At 60.7% G+C, this 18329-nt stretch carries 10 protein-coding genes; 6 read left to right on the top strand and 4 right to left on the bottom strand.

The window, feature by feature from the left end:
• Positions 1-10 precede the first annotated feature (10 nt).
• Together Enr8_RS00395 and hemW are read left to right on the top strand one after the other, a co-directional pair.
• Positions 11-850 carry an MBL fold metallo-hydrolase gene (locus Enr8_RS00395; RefSeq protein ID WP_146428651.1) on the top strand — a complete coding sequence of 280 codons (840 nt, stop codon included), beginning with the start codon at positions 11-13 and terminating at the stop codon, positions 848-850.
• On the top strand, positions 847-2001 hold the full coding sequence (hemW, locus tag Enr8_RS00390; protein ID WP_146428650.1) for a radical SAM family heme chaperone HemW: 1155 nt from the start codon (positions 847-849) through the stop codon (positions 1999-2001). The genes Enr8_RS00395 and hemW overlap by 4 nt, the downstream gene beginning before the upstream one ends.
• A gap of 11 nt (positions 2002-2012) precedes the next feature.
• Here the strand turns inward: hemW and Enr8_RS00385 are convergent, their stop codons facing one another.
• Both Enr8_RS00385 and Enr8_RS00380 read right to left on the bottom strand, forming a co-directional pair.
• Positions 2013-3455, bottom strand: a complete 1443-nt coding sequence (locus Enr8_RS00385) for a FecR family protein (RefSeq protein WP_186767347.1) — start codon at positions 3453-3455, stop codon at positions 2013-2015.
• Complete coding sequence (locus Enr8_RS00380) at positions 3452-4006, bottom strand: sigma-70 family RNA polymerase sigma factor (RefSeq protein ID WP_146428648.1); 555 nt, start codon at positions 4004-4006, stop codon at positions 3452-3454. Before Enr8_RS00380 ends, Enr8_RS00385 begins: the two co-directional genes overlap by 4 nt.
• 253 nt (positions 4007-4259) lie before the next feature.
• On the opposite strand from Enr8_RS00380, the gene Enr8_RS00375 reads away from it, so the two are divergent.
• Entirely contained in the window at positions 4260-4862 is a 603-nt protein-coding gene (locus Enr8_RS00375; RefSeq protein WP_146428647.1) for a DUF6677 family protein, read from the top strand.
• A gap of 12 nt (positions 4863-4874) precedes the next feature.
• On the top strand, positions 4875-5096 hold the full coding sequence (locus Enr8_RS00370) for a hypothetical protein (protein ID WP_146428646.1): 222 nt from the start codon (positions 4875-4877) through the stop codon (positions 5094-5096).
• A gap of 640 nt (positions 5097-5736) precedes the next feature.
• Here Enr8_RS00370 and Enr8_RS00365 read toward each other — a convergent pair.
• On the bottom strand, positions 5737-10128 hold the full coding sequence (locus Enr8_RS00365; RefSeq protein WP_146428645.1) for a carboxypeptidase-like regulatory domain-containing protein: 4392 nt from the start codon (positions 10126-10128) through the stop codon (positions 5737-5739).
• Positions 10129-10145: 17 nt separating this feature from the next.
• On the bottom strand, positions 10146-15026 hold the full coding sequence (locus Enr8_RS00360; protein WP_146428644.1) for a vWA domain-containing protein: 4881 nt from the start codon (positions 15024-15026) through the stop codon (positions 10146-10148).
• 321 nt (positions 15027-15347) lie between these two features.
• Here Enr8_RS00360 and Enr8_RS00355 point away from each other — a divergent pair, with 321 nt between their 5' ends.
• Together Enr8_RS00355 and Enr8_RS26345 are read left to right on the top strand one after the other, a co-directional pair.
• Entirely contained in the window at positions 15348-17060 is a 1713-nt protein-coding gene (locus Enr8_RS00355; protein ID WP_146428643.1) for a type VI secretion system Vgr family protein, read from the top strand.
• 33 nt (positions 17061-17093) lie between these two features.
• Positions 17094-18314 carry a hypothetical protein gene (locus Enr8_RS26345; protein ID WP_186767346.1) on the top strand — a complete coding sequence of 407 codons (1221 nt, stop codon included), beginning with the start codon at positions 17094-17096 and terminating at the stop codon, positions 18312-18314.
• Positions 18315-18329: the final 15 nt, after the last annotated feature.

Raw genomic sequence — 18329 nt, 5'->3', positions numbered from 1 at the left:
GCTTTTGTGCATGTTCGAGAACGCACCCGTTCGCAAAATGACTTCCGGCGACCTCACCATCGAGGGATTCTCGAGGGCCGCGGTGCAGTCGTACTGGCGCGTGCCGGAGATGAAACTGCTGCTGGACCTGGGGCTGCAGCCGTGGGACTTCATGGGGACTCCGACAGCGCTGGTGACCCATACCCACCTGGATCACGTCGCGGCCCTGCCGGTTTACGTCTCGCGGCGGCGGATGATGAAGATGGACCCGCCGACGATTTATCTACCCGAGTCGGCGATCGGCGGCGTGCAGCAGATGCTCAACTCGTTCCAGCGACTCGATCGCGGGCGAATGCCGTGCGAACTGATCGGCGTCAATCCAGGCGACGAGATCGAACTGTCGCGGGAACTAGTCGTCACCCCGGTCGCCACTAAGCATACCGTCACGTCGGTTGGCTACATCGTCTGGCAGCGGCGGCGGAAGCTGAAGCCGGAATATGCGGAGCTGCCGGGGGATAAGATCCGCGACATTCGCCTCTCCGGCGTCGAAGTGACCGACGAGTATCGGGTGCCGAAGCTCGCCTACCTGGGGGACAGCCGCCCCGAGGCGCTCGACGACTGCCCGGCGTTTTATGAAGCGGAAACGTTGATCCTGGAGATGACCTTCCTGGCACCCGATCATCGTCGCGAAAAAATCCACAAGATGGGGCATACCCATCTCGACGACATTGTCGCACGTCGTGACCAGTTCAAGAACAAGACGATCATCGCCGGGCACTTCAGCGTTCGCTACAACGATCGCCAGATCAAGAACTACGTCGAAGAGAAGCTTCCCGACCTGCTCGACGGGCGACTCCAGCTGTGGCTATGACCCGCAAACTGATTTCTCCGGCCGCCGCACAAACGCCGCACAGCGTTTACGTGCATGTGCCGTTCTGTTTGCGACGCTGCGGCTATTGCAACTTTACGTTGGTCGCCGGACGCGACGATCTCATCGGCGATTATCTCGCCGCGATCGAGCGTGAGATGGAAACCGTCGCCGCTCCGCACCAGGTTGACACGATCTTCTACGGCGGCGGCACACCGACCCATTTACCGACGCCACATCTGGAACAACTGCTGAAGCTGACAATCGATCGCTTTCCGCCGGCCGAAGGCTACGAATGGAGCGTCGAGGCGAACCCGGCTGACCTCAGCGACGAGAAGCTCGACCTGCTCGCGCAGTATGGAGTCAACCGAATCAGTCTCGGCGTGCAGTCGTTTCGGGATGCCAAGTTGGAATTACTCGAGCGCGATCATCGCGCCGCCGATGCGATCGACGCAGCCCAGCGAGTGCGAGCCAAGTTTGACCGCCTGGCGATCGATCTGATCTTCGCCGCGCCGGGCGAAACGGTCGACATGTGGCGCGACGATGTGCGCCAGGCGATCGACTTGGGCGCCGATCACCTGTCGACCTACGGGTTGACCTTCGAGAAAGGAACGACCTTTTGGAATCGTCTGTTGCATGACGATCTGGAAGAAGTCGACGAAGAAGTGCAGCGCGAGCAGTACCTGGCCGGCATCGAAATGGCGAGCGCTGCCGGGTTCGAGCACTACGAGGTGTCGAACTTCGCCCGGCCAGATTGTCGCTGCGCCCATAATGAGAACTACTGGCTCGGCGGCGGCTACTACGCATTCGGTCCTGGCGCCGCGCGGTATGTCGGCGGTCGCCGCGAGACGAATCATCGCAGTACCACCCGCTACATCCAAAAGATGCTCTCAGGCGAGTCGGCGGTCGCTGAAGCGGAAGAGCTGACGCCGGAAGAGTTGGCCCGCGAACGACTGATCTTCGGCATGCGGCGGTTGGAAGGAATCGACCCGACCGACTTCGCGGCGGCGACCGGGTTTGAGGTCGATCAGCTCGCCGCGCAGCCAATGCACGATCTGGAAAGCCACGGCTTGATCGAGCGAATTAGTGAGCGGATTCGTTTGACCCGGGCCGGTTTGCTCGTCAGCGATTCGATCTGGCCCGAGCTCTTGTGACGCCTGCTCTATCAGCGCGGTTCGTCTTGGTCCGCGAACGGCTCGAGCAGCCGGTACTCAAACGTGCCGGCCGAGTAGCGATCGGCCCAGTACTTGTCGACCTTGCCCGGAAAGGCGTGCGGGCCTTCGGTACTGTCGCCATAGCGACTCGTCCCGACAAACGAGATCGCCCCGTTGGCGTCGTCGCGAGTCTTGCGGTTTCGCTGCACGCCAACTTGATCTCGATCGTTGCCCATCGGATCGGCTTCGCTAAAACCAAAGGCGACAATCGTGTAGGAGCCCGGCGGCAACGTCAGCGGCGCCTCAAGCGATTTGAACCGATTCGACTCGATCAGTTCGCCGGGATCGACCGGTGTAAACGGAATCCGGGCCGCCATGGCGACGCCAAAGTCACTCCGCGTATCGAGCGGCGTTCCTCGATCATCTCGCTGCCAGATCTCGCAATAGAGAAGACCATGCAAGCCGTCCGAGTTGCTATCAAACACGCCCAGTCGCGTGACTTCGATCGTCTCGTGCACTAAAAAGTCATGGCCAACCTTGCCGGCATACGCCTGATTGCCGCGGGTACCGACGCGGGTGGTATAGGCGATATGTTTGCCGTCGGGCGGGGAGATCTTTTGAAACGGCCTGAATTGCTCGAGCGGCGCAACGTCGCACGTTTCAGGATCGAACAACACCGAGGCGCCTGCTTCGACTTGATCGACTAGCGGCGTCTCCTGTAGCGGACCGTTGCGCCGTAGCTCGACGCTCCCTTCGTGCACATGCACTTCGACCGCTTGCTGTTGATCGACCGAGACGGTGAACCTTGTGCCCAGATCGACGATCTCAACCTGTTCGGTCTTCACCGCAAACCCGCGGGCCTTGGGCGGGACTAGCGCATGAACCGTACCGTGCGAAAGCACAATGCTGTTGTCGTCGGCGATTTGCAACAGGCAGGCTCCGTCCATGGTGATCACGGCGCCAGAAGCGAGCGTTAGCTCGACAAGTCCCGATTCCAGCCAGAGGCTTTCGCCCGCTTGCAGCGGTTGACCCAGATCGGCCCGCATTTCGGCGGCGCCCCACCAGTTGTCGGCCAAATTGGTTACCAAAGCGGCCGCCGGCGTCGTCGCGGCGAGTTGCGAGTCGTCTGGTGGCAGCTGTTCTGAATACCAGAAGACGCTCCCGAGCGTCGCCGCGATCAGCAAGCTGGCCGCGATCGCCGCAATCCAATAAGCGACAGGCCAAACGTTGTCGGCCGGCGGAAGCGGACAGGCTTCTTCCGGCAGTTGGTCGACTTGCTGGGCCCGCCGCCGGGCAATCATCACCAACTGCGTACGGGCCGCGATTCGTCGCAGGTACGACTTGCGCAAATCGGGATTGTCGATCAGCAGTTGCTCCAACTCGGCCGTTTGCGCGTCAGACAGCAGCCCGGCGTCGAACTCGGTCAGCAGTTCCAGCATGCGAGGTTTGCTCATAGCTCTAACCCCAATCGCAAGGCGATACATTTTTCGAGCCGGGCAAGCACGCGGCGGATCCACTTCCGCGCGGTCACTTCCGACTTGCCCAACAAGGCGGCGGTCTCTTTCAGCGTCCCCTTGGTTCCGTATCGTTTCAGCACCATCTGGCGATCGGCGTCGTCTAACCGGTCCAAGCATTTCTCGAGGGCTGACGATTGCTGGGCTAGATCGTCCCAGATTTCGACGGCGTCGGCGGCGAGCGATTCGCGCAGCTCGTCGCTGAGGAAGAAGGCGCGGCGAACGCCGTGCGAGCGGCGAAGTTCCAGCACTTTGAAATAGGCGATCCGGCAAGCCCACGCGCCGAAATGGGTCCCCCGCTCGAAGTCATCAATTTTCTCCCACATCAGCGTGATGACGTCCTGCACGATATCTTCGACGTCGGGCGAGCCGGGCAGAATCGACACGACGTAGGCGAAAATCCGTCCCTCGTTTTCCATGACCAAACGAACGAATTCATCCGGCTGCAGCGGTCCAGCCGGCGGCGTTTTGTTCGTTGGTTGTTGGCTCATAATGGTTTAAGAAAAAGCGAGCGAATCGATATTCGGGGCATCTATGTCTAAATGAGCCCCCACCAACAAAAAGCAAAGGAAAATTTTGATCGATCTGGAAGGTTTCCCAGAAAACTTGGTCAAATCGGCCCCTGGTTCTAATTTTAGGATCCCCCCAGCGAAGCCCAAGCGGGCCGGTTTGCCCTATCTTCAGGCGTCAATTTGGCTAAGATTGTGGGATTGTTCCCGTTGTCTTCCCCCCATTGGATACGATATGGCTGACGAACCGTCGACTGCCGGCGAAGACCGCTTCGCTCCGGTCCAGGTCGATCTAAAGAATCCGGAGCTTGCCTTGCTGTTCGCTTGGCTGTTGCCTGGGGCTGGCCACTTGTACCAAGGTCGGACCGGCAAAGGGATTCTGTTCGGGGTCTGCATCTTGTTCACCTTCTTCGTCGGCCTGTCGATGGGCGGGGGACGGGTCGTTTACGCCCGCTGGGACATGAGCGAAAAGCGGTTGCCCTACCTCTGTCAGATCGGGGTCGGTTTGCCAGCGGCGCCGGCACTGTACCAGGCCTATCTAGTCAAAGACCGGAAGCCGCCGCTAGAGATCTTCGGCGTGCCGCTGATGGCCCCGCCAGCCAATGATAACGAACTGGGCCAGCTCCATAGCGAATATGGCTACCGGTTTGAGATGGGAACTCTGTACACCATGGTGGCCGGGTTGCTGAACATCCTGGTGATCTTCGACGCCTATGCCGGACCGGTGTTTGTGGTGCCCGAGAAAGAAAAGAAGCGGCGCTTGCGCGAGAGCAAGGAGAATCCGCCCCCTGCGGATCAAGAGACGGCCAATGAGAAAACCGCTACGGCAGACAGCTAAGGGATAACGACCATGTTCTCGCTACTTACATTCCTGCCGACCTTGGCGGCGCTGCCTGCCGCGCGACTGCTGTACGCGATTCCGTTGATCGTGGTGGTCAGCCTGGTCTACGCCGCCACACGCCACGAACGCTGGGCGCCGATCCTGGAACATGCCTGGGACACGGCCCTCTGGATCATCGGCTTCATGGCGGTCGTCTTCGTCGTCTTAATGGCCGTCACTTGGTGGTTCTAAAAAATAGTAGCCAGCAGCCCAAGCAAGGGAAATGCGGTCGCTAACTCGTTAGGGTCGAAAGCCTGCAACAACCAACCACCGCCAAACCGATATTCAAACACCGAGGCTCGTCTCGCCACCGCGCTTCGCCAATGGCCCATTAACCCGGCCGCGCTTCAGCCAAGCGACCGTGCGATCGAAGCGGAAATCGCGTCGCTGCTAGAGTGGTATCTCTGCGAATGTCTGGCGTCTGGTCCCGACGAACTTGGCGGCTGGTGGTCGGATGGCGTCATCGAGCAACAGATTGATGCGTGCGGCGAATCTCGCATTCACATTCTTGGCGTCACCTGGATCGGCGCGCTGGGACTCGCTCCGTTTGAGTTAGAATTTCAGCTAACCGCGGACGAAACGCATTTCGAGACGACGATCGCCAGGGTTGGCGGTCGAGATCCTTACGGAAAGCCATGCGTATGCCGGCAGACGATGCCCATTCAACGCGTCTTGGATGGCCGGCCACGGTGGAATCGAGATTGGGCGCTGGCGATTGAGCTAAGCACAAGCCGCGATCAATGATCGCTTTCTATTTGATAGGGCGGACGCTTCTTCGCTCATTTGAAAGTGCCGTCTGCGCATGCTTTTCCCTCGCTTGCGCTTCGGTCTACTATTGCAAGGTTAGGTTCAGATCGACGGTGGTCGTTTGATCCGGCTTGCCGACGGCGTCCGCTTTGGCGTTGCGGGCGGCAGCCGCTTTTTCGACCGACAGCTTGTAGGCGCCTGGTTTTAGCTGGCCGAAGACGTAGTCTCCTTCAGGGCTCGTTTCGCTGGTCTTGATCGCTTTGCCGTCGGCGCCAGAGAGCGTGACGGTTAAGCCGGGCTGCGGGCGACCCGCTTCCAAGACGGTACCGCGGATCGTCGCCATTGGCGGCGGCAGTTGGTCGACGACGACGACTGACGTCGTTTTGAACGCCTGAATGCCGACGCCGTTGGTGGCGATGACGGTGACGTTGTTGCGGCCAAGATCGTTGAGCGTCAGTTGTGCCGAGAAGTTGCCATCCTTACCCAAGACCATCGGGACCGGCTTGGCGTCCTTCGGGATGGCGTTGTCAAACGGCTCGCCAACGAACAATTGCATTTGCGAAACGCCGGTTTCGCCGTCAAACGCAGTCGCGACAAAAGTGGCCGGCTTTTTGGCCTGCACCAGCGCCGGATTGGTGGTGAAGCGAACGCTGCGCGGCGGCGTGTCGTCGATTACGATCGATTGCCACGCCTCGTCGATCACGTCGCCATCGGCATCCAGCATCTGCAGCCGGACGCGGCGACGGCCGACGATGCCAGTCGTGTCGAGCTGAACGTCCCAGTTGGTCAGTTGAGCGGTCCACTGGATAGCGCCTTTCGGATCGATCGGCGAGAACCCGACGGTCGACTGCCGCGATGTGGGACAGGTGACGGTTCGCTCGGCCAAGAATCCAGCGGCATTGGGGATGCCAAGCTGCGCGACCAACGAGGCGCCTTCCGGCGCGCTCTCGGCGATCAGCAGCGCTTCTAACGGCTGCCCCGTTCGCAGCATCGCCGGCGTTTGCAGGCGGATGTCTGGGTTGTCGTTGGCATGCGGACTAGAAAGGCCGGAGCTGGTCGGCACGATGCCGTCGAAACGGAACGCCTCGGAGTAGCCGTCGACCGCAATCCGCCACTGGCCGCTTTGGCTGGCAGTCGGCGACAGGAGGAGATCGGCCGAGAGTTGCACCTGTTGGTCGTCGCCGGTGAGCGTCGTGCTGAGGACTCCGCCGACGATGTTGACCAGCGCGGGAAACTCTTGCGGCGTAATTTCAATCGTCGCGGTCGAAGGGGGACCGCTCGGGAAGTCGGTCGCGGCGAGCATCGCGGTAATGCGAGCGCCGCCAGGACGGTATTCGCATAGCATGTCGGTGATTTGTACATAGCTGCGCGGCGGCAAGACGCGGACCGGCAGCTCTTGGTGCAGTAGCGAATCGCCGCCGGTCGCTGCGGTGGCGTCGATCACAATCGAGCCGGGAAGGGTCGGCAGCGCCGCCGGAGCGGCGATCGGTTTGCCGGCAATGACGATCGGCGCGACGCCGCGGGCCGGGATGTCGAGCTTCTGCTGATAGACCTCGCCGGCGGTGATTTGCAGTTGAACGCTCAGCGGCTTATCGGTGACGTTGCGGAGGAACCAATGTTGCGTCTGGCGACCGGCGATCGGACGCAGGTCGATCTCTGAGAGGGGCGTTTGCGGACCATCGGCCGATTGGGCGACCAGCAACTCCAACTCATGATCGAACAACGGCGGCAGCGGAATCGGGCGGAAGATCGTGCCGAGCGAAGTCGCGAACGTCATCATCACGCCTTCGGCGCTGGCCAGCTGCGATGGAGTCGCCTCTGGCGTCGTTTGCACCATGATCGTCGCCGACCGATCGGGGATTGCGGCGGCGACGCTCGCTTTCAAAAAGTTGCTGGGCGAGACGACGTCGATCTGCGGCGATTTGTCATGCTCGGCAGCCGACATCACGCGATAGTCGACTTCAATCGTCGTGCGACCGTGGTTGGAAGTTACCTGGCCGATGCTGCTGGAGATTTGGTAGTTGGGGCTGGTAGCGACCAGCGCCAAGCGGCGCTGAACGCTATCGAAGATGCCGTCATCAAGCGCCGTATGCATCCGTTTCATCTGCGACAGCCGGTAGTCGGCCTGAAGTTGAAAGAGCTGTTGCCAGCGAGGACCGATTCCCGACTTCTCGGCGGTCGCCGCCTTCGATTCTTGCGCCGCCGATATCTCGCCAGGCGTTTGGGTGAAGTAAAAACCATGCAGATAGCAGGCCAATCGCGAATCGATTCGCGCATGAGCTTCGAGATCAATTTCGCGGTAGGTCGGCGACGGCGCGTTGAGCACGTTGGTGGTCAACGTGAACGAAGCCTTGTGCAGTGCGGCGCACAATTCGGCTCGCTTGGCGACCGGAACCCACGGAGCGCGCAATAACATGGCGGCCTCACGATAGGCGGAGACCGTCGGCTGCGAACTGGTGAGATCGGAAATCCACTGCGTAATCTGGGAGTCGGTCGGCAACTCGGAGAACTCGTCGAGCGTCTTCCCCAACTGTACCGAGATCGTGATTCCTTGGTCGACCAGCGCCATTTCGCCTTGAATTTCTGACTCTGAGACCGGCCCGGTTTGCAGCGAGAACCGCGACATCAAGAAATCGATATGCTGCAGCGCCGACTGAATCGTGACCGACGAGTCAGGATCGACCGCCGCCCTTTCGGCCATCAACCAGCGGAGACGATAGCCGCGGCGGGTGATGTCATAGGCGGTCGCCAATCGTGAAGACAATTGATCCATGCGGTCGAATTGCGGCTGCGCGGCGCTTAATTGTTCAGCATTCCAACTTGGCGGCAGGTAGCCAGGATAGGTCAAGCCGACCTTCGCCGCGTGTAGCGGTTTGTCGGCCTTGTTCAGCGAACTGATAACCCACGGTAGCGGCTCTAACCGAGACGACACTTCCTGTTGCTGCGTGACGCAGTTATAGAAACGCAGGGCGTTGGCGTTGCCGGCCGGCATACGGGCCAGCCAAAGCCAGTACGCTTCTTCAATCTGCTGGGGATGCGGCTCCCACAGTTGCAACAGATCCGAGGCGGCTTGGAACGTGCCTGGATCGAACTTCTCTTGCTGTTGCAGCTGATCGTCGATCGCCAAGGCGATTTCCATGCGGCTGGCCGATTTCAACTTCGCTTGCAGCTCGGTCTGCATCTTCTTGACCGCGGCGATCTTCTGATCGGTCGGCAGGGCCGCCAGATCGTCCAGCGACATGAAATACGAGGTGATCGCGGCGGCGACCTCGGGCGTAACGGTCAAGCCTTCGCGGCGATAGTCGGAGAGCGAAACGTTGGGAAACTCTTTCCGTACGGCGGTGAAATTATCGAGCTGCCGCGTGAGATAGTGGTTGGCCAGTTCAAAGTTGCGCTGCAAGCTGTCGGAGTCGTCGCCCAGTCGCCACTGTCGCTCGGATTGCAGCAGCACGCGGTCGAGCTGATCAAACGCCCCAGGGGCGAACCGATCCTTGCCCGCTTGCAGCAACGTATCGCGCGAGTTCCAGGCCTTGGTCAGCCATTCTGGATATTTACGCTCGGTTTCGACCAGCGGAGCGACCGGCTCGGCGCCAACGCTCGAAAGCTCCCACGCGCGATTCGTCGAGCCGACCAGGTAAGGAGACTGCAGGATGCCGGTCGTCGCCAGGCTGGTTTCGATAGTGCGAGCCCGGACGTATTCGCCTAGTTCTTCGGCGATGACGCGGCCATCGGCATAGCTGCCCCAGCCGTCGGCTTCGCCATGCAGCCCGGTCTCGACGTAGTAGCCGAACAACGAACGCCCCAGCGATTCGTCTAGCTGCGGCAATTGCCCCGGCGAACAACTAAACAGGACCGCCAGATTCGGGTCGTTCAACTGCTCGATGATCTTATGGGCCGCCGTTGGCACGCCGGTCGCTTCGTTCTTACTGAGCGAAAAAGGAGTAATGTCGAGCAGCAGCAATTTCCGCTCGGCGGGGCAATCGCGCAGCGCCGACATCAACTGCGCCAGCGAGGCGCCGCCGTCCGACAAATCCCAGTCGCTCGGAATTAGGCTAACGTCCCCATCCTCTTGCAGCGTGGCGTAGCTTGAGAGATAGACGACGACCGTTTCGTTCTTGGCCGATTTGCGGAGGTTGAGGAAACGCTCGATCAGTTCTCCGCGATGCATCACGCCTCGCGACGCCTTGCCGGTGTCGTGAATGTAGCCAGCCGCGATCATTGCTCGCAGATCGGCGTCGTGAGCGGTCCGATCCTGAACGTCCAACTGGCCGAACCGCGTCACGATGCAGCCGACAAAATGGGTGTGCGGCTGAGCGCGGAACCATGCGAGCGCCCCTGCCATCGCGCCAAGCAAGCCTAGCGCGATCGCCAGCGCAATCAAGGTTCGCTGCGAGAACCGAGTACCCGGATTCGTCGCTTCGCTACGAGAACGCAGATCAAATTGTCGCCACAGCGGAGTTTCAGCCGATGGATTCACGCGTCATGCTCCTTGGGCTAGTTGCCATCGCCGGTCAGTCGCAGCGCCGGTCGAGGCGCGAAATCGCGCGTCGCCGGGGCGGCCAACTCGTTGAATTGAAGGTATTGGCCTCGGTTCTCGGCATGCCGCCGAAAGTCTTTCAGCGAGATGACCCGGAGACCGGCGACGATGCTGTCGACGTTCCCTTCCGGCAGCGGCCAGAAGTAGGAAGTCGCGGCCCCAATGTCGCAGAACGCTTTGATTTCGCTTCCTTCCGGACGATATCCCACCGGCTCGCACCAGACGATTTCACCCGGGGCCGCTTGCGTGCGGATCGCCAACCGGCGAACGGTCGCCAGTTGGCCGTCCGGGCCCATGCACTGCGCCTGCTCGACGTTGGCGCCTAAGATTCGCACTTGCCCGGCGCCTGTTTCGACCGATTGACCTTCAATCGCTTCTAAGGCCGAATAGTCGGTGGTTTGTCGCAAGACGAAACCGACGTTGTCGTCTTCAACCGTCCACCAGACGCCGACCGAAGGAGTCGCGACGGTTCCGGTGATTGGCCAATCGGGGGCGGTGACGCCATAGGTCGCCATCGGAAAGCCTTCCTGGCGAATAACGCTCGATGCGGCGTATTGCCCGTCCGGGCGGCCGACGCTAATCCAAATTCGCGCCGGTTTGATTACCGCCAGGTCCCCCAACTGTAGCGCCTGTTGCTGCATGCCGAGCGTCAGTTCCAGTTGGTTGCCGTCAATGCGGTTTTGCAGCAGCGCCGATTTCCAGCCCGACGATTCCATCGTAGGACGATGGGGGAAACGTTGGCCCAGGTAGTCGGCCGTCTGCAGCGACAGCTTGTCTTTTTGGGACGTCAGTTGCAGCAGCATCAAGTCGCCCCGCTGTAGGTTGAGCGTCGGCGCCAGCGATGGATCGACCGGCGTTTCAACCGCCAGACGCCCTGGTTTCAGATTTGGCGTCAACCAGATCTGCCCGCCGCCGATATCGCCAATCGGGTGTTCCGGACCCGGCTGCCGCTGCTGCGGCGAGGCGGTGACGAACGTCAGCCGACGGCTCAGCACGTTGGCCAGATGCGCTTCGAGCGCTTCGACCCGGTCGATCATGTAGAACCCGCCCGGCGGATAGAGCTGTTCGACTAGTTCAAATTGTTTTTGCGCCAGGGCCGCTTCGGCGCTGACCACCTTGAAGCCGACCACCTGAATCGAAATGCCGCTGCCGTCGAAGATGTCGAACAACGCCTCGGCGACGCTCTTGCCGGTCGGATTGACGGTCGAATCGTTGGCGAAGCGGTTGTCGGCGCCGTCGGTGATCACCAGCATCGTCCGCGGACCATTGACGCCGGCCAAGTCGGCCTTGGCTTCGATCATGGTTCGCATGATTGGCGACTCATTCCAGGGTTCGACCTGCGGATAGGCGATCGCATGGGTCAGCTTCTGATATTGCGACTTGTCTTTGCTGTTCCAGATGATCGGCGGAACGAGTTGCTCGATCGTCCGTTCCGCTTCGACGACGGTCTTCTGCGATCCCATCGCTTCGCCGAACGTCCAGACGCTGACTTGCGTGCCGTTGGGAATCGTCTCCAACAGGCGGTCGAGTGCGCGAACCGCTTCGGCATACTTGGTTTGCGGGCCGAACGGCTGTCCAGCGGGCGCTCCCATGCTGCCGGAGGCGTCCAGCACGATTGTGATCGCAGCGTCCCCCGATCCATATTGCTGATGCAGTTCCGGCGAAGCGACGATCGCCAGGTTGGCGGCATTAGGCGCCGGGTTGTTGACTAGTTGGTTTGACGGACGGCGATGGATCACCACTTTGGTATTGGCGGTCGAGATATGTCCGCGAAAGAAGACCGACCCGTCGACCATGGCGTCCAACTCGGCAGGTTTGTCGCCGCTGGCGATCTTGGTCAGATCGGCCTCTACCAGGACGTCGATCCCTCCCTGCGAGTTGCCGGCCCACTCAATACCGCGCATCGCATCGTCGTCGACCGCCAAATGCAGCAGCCCGTTGGTGGTGAACCCAAATCGGGGAATGCCATGCGGCGGATTGACGCCGACGATTTTCAAATCGAAGTGGTATCGCTCGTTGCTTTCGGTCGTCCAGTTCCGCAGCGGCGTCGATGTAAGGGCGAAGTCGCCGGGCTTCTGCCAGGGCGCCGCTTCTTCCGACATCTTTTTCGGATGCAGTCCAAAGCGAACCGCGTCGGACGTCAGCAGCTTTGCGGCTCGTAGGTAGTACGGGGTTTGTCCTTGATCGTCCCAGTGTTCGTTCCAGGCTCGGCCGGCGAACAACAGCGCCGCTTCGGCCAAGGTAGCGTGGCGGGCGTCGCGGGCGTCGTTGTCGACCGCGGTGACGTCGGCCGGGATGATCCGCGACTGCGAGGCGACGCGATCAATCATCGCCAGGTCCATGTCGTCGCGATCGATTCGGGTGTTCAACTGGATCAGTTCGCGCCATTTCTGGGCGTAATCGGCGCCTAGTTCGGCCAGCGTTTGACGCCAAACCTGCTCGACGCCAAACACCTCCAAGCGATGGTTGGCGACCATGTAGGCGTCATTGCGGGAACCATTCAGTTGATCAAACCAGGTGTGGCCAAACTGCGACAGCACCAGGTGACCGGCGCGGGCGGCGTCGATCTTGGCGAACTTCTCTTGCTGGACGACCGACGGAGCGGGCTGGTTGCCGCGGATTACTTCGGCGCTGGTTGCGTCGATGCAGGCGATCAGCAGCTTTCGTCGCGATTCGGCGTCTTGGGCCGGCATTAACAACGCCTGGCTCAAACGGCGCAGCGACTCGCTCGGATCGGCGACGAACGCGGAAGATTGTTCCTGCTCAAACTGCTTGGTCAGGGCCAGCCGCTCTTGCTCGACTTTGGTCGTCTGTCCAACCAGGGTTGAAAGCATCTCGTCCGTAATCTTGGGCGCGGACACGACGCCGTTCAGCTGGTCATCGAGATCATGCGCCGACTCCCACAACGTCATCACCTGGATCTTCATCCCTTCGCCGCCAGATTCCGGCGGAGTGGCGAGCGTCCAGAGGTTGAAGTAGGGGAGCTCGGAAAAGGCGATGTTGCGAGCTTCCGTCGCTCGCACCAAAATGGCGACGTCGTTGGTGATGGCGGTATAGGCCTTCTCGGCCGCTTCGATATGGGCGATCGATTTCGCGCGAGACGCCGAGTCGATAAAAAGTAGATCTTGCCCCAATCGCCGCTCCAGGTCGGCGGCGTCAACTTGCGACGAGAACGGCTCGCTCCAAAGCGCGGTTGAAGTCGCCGCCTGTTCGGCCAGCAGGTTCGTCTTGATGGCGTGGCCGATCGCTTCTGCGTCGGCGGGGGTCAGCTTGGCAATGTCAATCTGCTGGCAAAGCAAATCGACGAAGACCAACTCGGTGGGACCGGTCTCGTGCGACTGACCGACCGAGCCGATTACCTTCCAGTTCTTTTGCAATTGGCGGATCGGGTCTTCGGCCGCTCGCAGCAGCAATTCGCGGCGGAGCGCGTCGGCGAAGGAAGTCTCGGGAACGCCAAGGGCGATTTGTTGTTGGGCCGCTTGGTCGTAGGTGGCGCGAACGTCTTGTGGGGCCGTGGAGGTCAACAAGGTCGCCGCCGAAGAGACCGCTTCCTGCGACGGTTGCCGCCAACCGGCGGCCGCTCGCCACGACAGCGACAGGTCTTGCGATTGCAGCGGCAACTGCCGATCGTTCTCCAGCGCGCTGATCAATTCCGAGGCCGAGCTGCGCAGCCGCGAAGCGTTGGCGATGTCGCCGGCGATCAACAGCGATTCCATTCGCAGCACTGTCTCTTGATAGCGACGCCAGATGTGGGGCGCGTATTGCAGGACTGAGGGCTGGGCCTTCGCCAAAGCGGTTTGTTGCTGCCAAAACTCGGTCATCCACTCCCATTCGCTGACCGGCAGCGGCGTGGGGGCCTTGGAAGGCGTATATTCCGAGCGAAGCACGCCCAAGTCGAATGCGTCGGCCCGCTTTTCTCCCTCTTCGCCCAGCGGCAGCATCAAGACGTTCTGACGACGATCGTAGTTGGCCGCCGCAAACTGCATCAGTTCGCGGTCGACGTAGCCGAACAGCTCGCCGGCGTCGATTCGGCCGTCATCATCGCTGTCGGTGATCGCGCCGCGGAGGCCTTCAATGACGAAGTGCCCCATCGCGGTCCGATGTTGTTGGTAATAGTTAAAACCGCGCTGATCGACATCGGCGGCGACGACGACGGTCAAGTTGGGCGCCTTACGGATCTCGGCGTCCAGGCCATGCATCGCATCGGAGAAGTTGTTGGTCAGCAGACCCAGTCGCGGCGCAACGACCGTGCGGCAGCTGTCGATGATCAGCAGCTTTTTGGTCGCCTCCGGCAGTTTCTGCAGATCGGCGATGATGTCCGAGATGTTGATCGCTTGCGGCCGCTCCGACAGATCGACGTCCTCCGGCAACAACGCCGGCCCTTTCTCGCCGATGAAGCCGTGCCCGGTCAGCATCAGCACGACGTTGTTTTCGTCAACATCGTCAAACTTCGGACGCCAGCCAATCTGCATCCGCTGCGGTCCGTCGCCGCTACGTAGCAAACGATGCCCCCAATAGCGCTGCGTCTGGGCGTCGTTGGAAACCTGTTGCAAGTCGACCAGCACATTCCAGCCGAGAGCGTTGTGCGGAACGGACAGGTTCGTCTCGTAGCCGGCGCCAGCCAAGATGAATCGAGTCGGGCGCGGTGGGCGCAACCAACTGCTGGCCCACAAGATCACCAGGATCAAGACCGAGAGAAACGCGATCGAAAATGGGAGTTGCAGCCGTTTCCAATCGGTTCGCCGCGGCGCGTCGAAGGTATGCCAACGCTGCTGGTCTGCATGTTCCCCACGAGCTGGGGTGTGGGAACTCGCTTGGTGATTGCGGCCTCGAGTCATGACGTTGCCGTTTCGCCTCAGGGTATGTTGCAGAAAAAAACCATGCAACTCTACATCAACATCAAAGCGGGGCAAGTGAGTTGCCGGTATTCTTTTTGTAACGCTTTGACTGGTGGGCAATCGCTGCAATTGACGCGGTCGTCGTCTCGCTTGGAACTCGCCGGATCGCTACAGCCGGCTAACCCATAGAGTTGTTACGGACTACGCAGGTAGCGAGGTTTTTCTTCTCCCCTCCCCGACGTTGTGCAAATGGATCGGGCGGCAAATGCCGAAGCAGAAGACGTGCTAGCAATCGGTTTTTAGGTCGGAGGTACGTCCGCAGTGGATCTCGCAGAACTCTTTGACGCCTCGAATCGCCCGTTGCGCGTCGAAACTCCGTTGGGGCCGACTTCGCTGGCGATCTCCGCATTTCGCGGTCGAGAAGCGGTCAGTCAACTGTACGAATTTCAGTTGACGCTGCTGGGAAGCCCGACCGGCGATATCGATTTCTCCAAGGTCTTGGGCAAGCCGGCGAAGGTGTCGCTTGACGACTTTTCGGGGCTGACGACGCGATACTTCCACGGCATCTTCACTTCCTTCGCCGAGGTGAGCCGCGATGATCAATTCACGCAATATGAAGCGACCCTCGCGCCCAAGCATTGGCTGATGGGGCTGACCCGCAACTGCCGCATCTTCCAGCGGATGACCGTTCCGCAGGTGCTGAAAGAGGTATTCACCGGTTACGACGTCGACATTCTACTGAAGACGAACTATCCCCATCGCGATTACCTGGTGCAGTACGAAGAGTCGGACCTCGACTTCGCCATGCGCCTGATGGAAGAAGTTGGCATCTACTTCTATTTCCATCACGAGAACGATAAACTCACGATGATCCTGTGCGACCAGACGGTCACGCAGAAGTCGATCGACGGCATCAGTGCGCTGATCTACGAACAAGTGATCGGCGGCGTTCGCCCCGAGAACCGGGTCTACACCTGGCGACGGGAGCAGCGGATCACCACCAAGAAGGTGGCGCTGCGGGATATCGCGTTCCAGATGACTGGTCAAGATCTGGACGCCTCGGCCGACATTGTAAAAACGGTCAATTGTGGTCTGGCCGAGCATGACTTGCATGCCGTCAGCGATCTGCCGGACGAGCGTCGCGAGTCGTATGTCTTCCATTCGGGCTATGCCGGTTGGTTTGACGACGTCAATGGCGGCGGCGGCGACCAAAGCGACGAGCTCGGCAAGACGCAGGGCGCCGGAGACGAATCGGCCAAGATCGACGCACAGCGGATTGCGACGACGGCGGTTCGCTGCCAGGGGAACAGCGACATTCCCCGTTTGATGCCGGGCTATCTGTTTACGCTGCTGCGTCATCCGAACGCCGATGACGAGTATCAACTGCTGGAAGTCGAACATGACGCCAAGGTAGACGTCAACTATCGCACCAACGACGCGTCGCTTGGTACCGACCTGCACTACGAAAACCAGATGCTGTGCCAACCAAAATCGGTACAGTTTCGCCCACAGTTGGTCACGCCGCGTCCCAAGATCCAGGGCATGCAGTCGGCCCGGGTCGTCGGTCCGGAAAAGGAAGAGATCTTCATCGACAAGTATGGCCGGATCAAGGTGAAATTTGCGTGGGACCGCAGCGACATCGAGAATGAAAACGCGTCGTGCTGGATTCGCGTCGGCCAGGTCTGGGCCGGTCCGCGGTGGGGCGCTTTCTTCTGGCCTCGAATTGGCCACGAGGTGATCGTCGCGTTTGAAGATGGCGACATCGATCGGCCGATCGTCGTCGGCAGCGTCTACAACTCGAAGAACATGCCGCCGCTCGAACTTCCGATGAACAATCAGAAGGGCGGAATCAAGTCATGCATCTTCCAGGGAGACCCGCTGAAAAACTTCAACGCGCTCGTCTTCCATGACGTCCCTGGTCATCAGTACCTGCAGGTTCACTCCGAGCGACAAGCGGTCGATAACACCGAGAGCTATCGCTACAACTACACCCCCACCAAGCATTACGCCTTGTGCGGTCAATTGCCGGGTTAGTTCATCGACCAATAGCGAGAGAAAGAAGCGGCAATGTCATTTGAGAATTGGCTGGAAACGACGGCGAAAGATCTATTCGCCTTCGGCGGCGGCAAGTACGAATGCACCTTGGGGACCGGGGTCGACTCGATCTATGGTCAGAACCTCGAGGCGTTCTTCGGCACTCGTCAGACGCTGGTCGTCGACCCCACGTTTTTCGCCAATGTCGGCGCTCGGCCGATGGGCATTCTCTTGGGCCTATTGGGTGGACAATGGGGCGAGAACGAAATCATTCTGGGCGGCAAGAATGACCTCGCCTATGCAGGCCCTTTAGGAGAGTTTTCGCGCGCCGACAAATACGAGTACTCCGGGGCGCCGATCTTTACGAAAAAGTTTGAAGCCGCCGCCGCCGCCCAAGCCGGCGAAGCCGCCAACCATCTGCCGGCCCCGTCGGCGGAAGCGATCCCGACGGCGCTGCGCCCGCTGATCATCTTGTACGTCCTCTCGACGATTGCGTACCAGATGGTGATTCATGTGAAGTATCCGGAGTTCGGCGAAGAGCATGACGGTGAAGATAGCACCACCGAGGGCACGAGTTCCGAGTCCAGCGGAAGCGAACCGAAAGACGATTGGGGGCCGCATTTACTCGAGGGAATTGCGACGATGGTCACGTCGCGGATGCTCGCGGTGATCGTATCGTTGGAAAAAGTCAACGCACCGGTCGAAGCGGCCGAGCATCACGTTGACCATGCCGGCCAAGTCGTTCCTCGGCAAGAGGCGCCCAACGCCAATGCTGGCGGTAACGGGGTCGAGGCGCCGGTCCAAGACGGCGCTGAAGGCGCCGGCCGGCGTGAAGGAAACGACGCTGGCGGCGCGGCCCGCAATGTCGCTGAGGCCGACCCGCAGGATCCGGGAAATCAATTGCCGAACGGAGAGGGTGACCTGGGCGGCGGCGGTGGAGATGGCGGCGGCGGTGGAGACGGCGGCGGCGGTGGAGACGGCGGCGGCGGTGGAGATGGCGGCGGCGGTGGAGATGGCGGCGGCGGTGGAGATGGCGGCGGCGGTGGAGATGGCGGCGGCGGTGGAGACGGCGGCGGCGGTGGAGACGGCGGCGGCGGTGGAGACGGCGGCGGCGGTGGAGATGGCGGCGGCGGTGGAGACGGCGGTGATAGCGATAGTGATAGTGATAGTGATAGCGGCGACAGCGACGGCGATGGCGGTGGAGCCGGCGGTGGTCAGGAAGATGAGGCGCCCGGAGAAGAGAGGCCCGAATAAGAGATGCCAAGATGG

Source organism: Blastopirellula retiformator (assembly GCF_007859755.1).
Classification (GTDB): domain Bacteria; phylum Planctomycetota; class Planctomycetia; order Pirellulales; family Pirellulaceae; genus Blastopirellula; species Blastopirellula retiformator.
The sequence above is the reverse complement of the archived record's forward strand: the minus strand, read 5'-3'. Positions and strand labels throughout refer to the sequence as shown.

Coding starts and splice junctions, on each gene's coding strand:
- Enr8_RS00395 (WP_146428651.1), top strand. CDS start 11: ATGTTCGAGAACGCACCCGTTCGCAAAATGACTTCCGGCGACCTCACC.
- hemW (WP_146428650.1), top strand. CDS start 847: ATGACCCGCAAACTGATTTCTCCGGCCGCCGCACAAACGCCGCACAGC.
- Enr8_RS00385 (WP_186767347.1), bottom strand. CDS start 3,455: ATGAGCAAACCTCGCATGCTGGAACTGCTGACCGAGTTCGACGCCGGG.
- Enr8_RS00380 (WP_146428648.1), bottom strand. CDS start 4,006: ATGAGCCAACAACCAACGAACAAAACGCCGCCGGCTGGACCGCTGCAG.
- Enr8_RS00375 (WP_146428647.1), top strand. CDS start 4,260: ATGGCTGACGAACCGTCGACTGCCGGCGAAGACCGCTTCGCTCCGGTC.
- Enr8_RS00370 (WP_146428646.1), top strand. CDS start 4,875: ATGTTCTCGCTACTTACATTCCTGCCGACCTTGGCGGCGCTGCCTGCC.
- Enr8_RS00360 (WP_146428644.1), bottom strand. CDS start 15,026: ATGACTCGAGGCCGCAATCACCAAGCGAGTTCCCACACCCCAGCTCGT.
- Enr8_RS26345 (WP_186767346.1), top strand. CDS start 17,094: ATGTCATTTGAGAATTGGCTGGAAACGACGGCGAAAGATCTATTCGCC.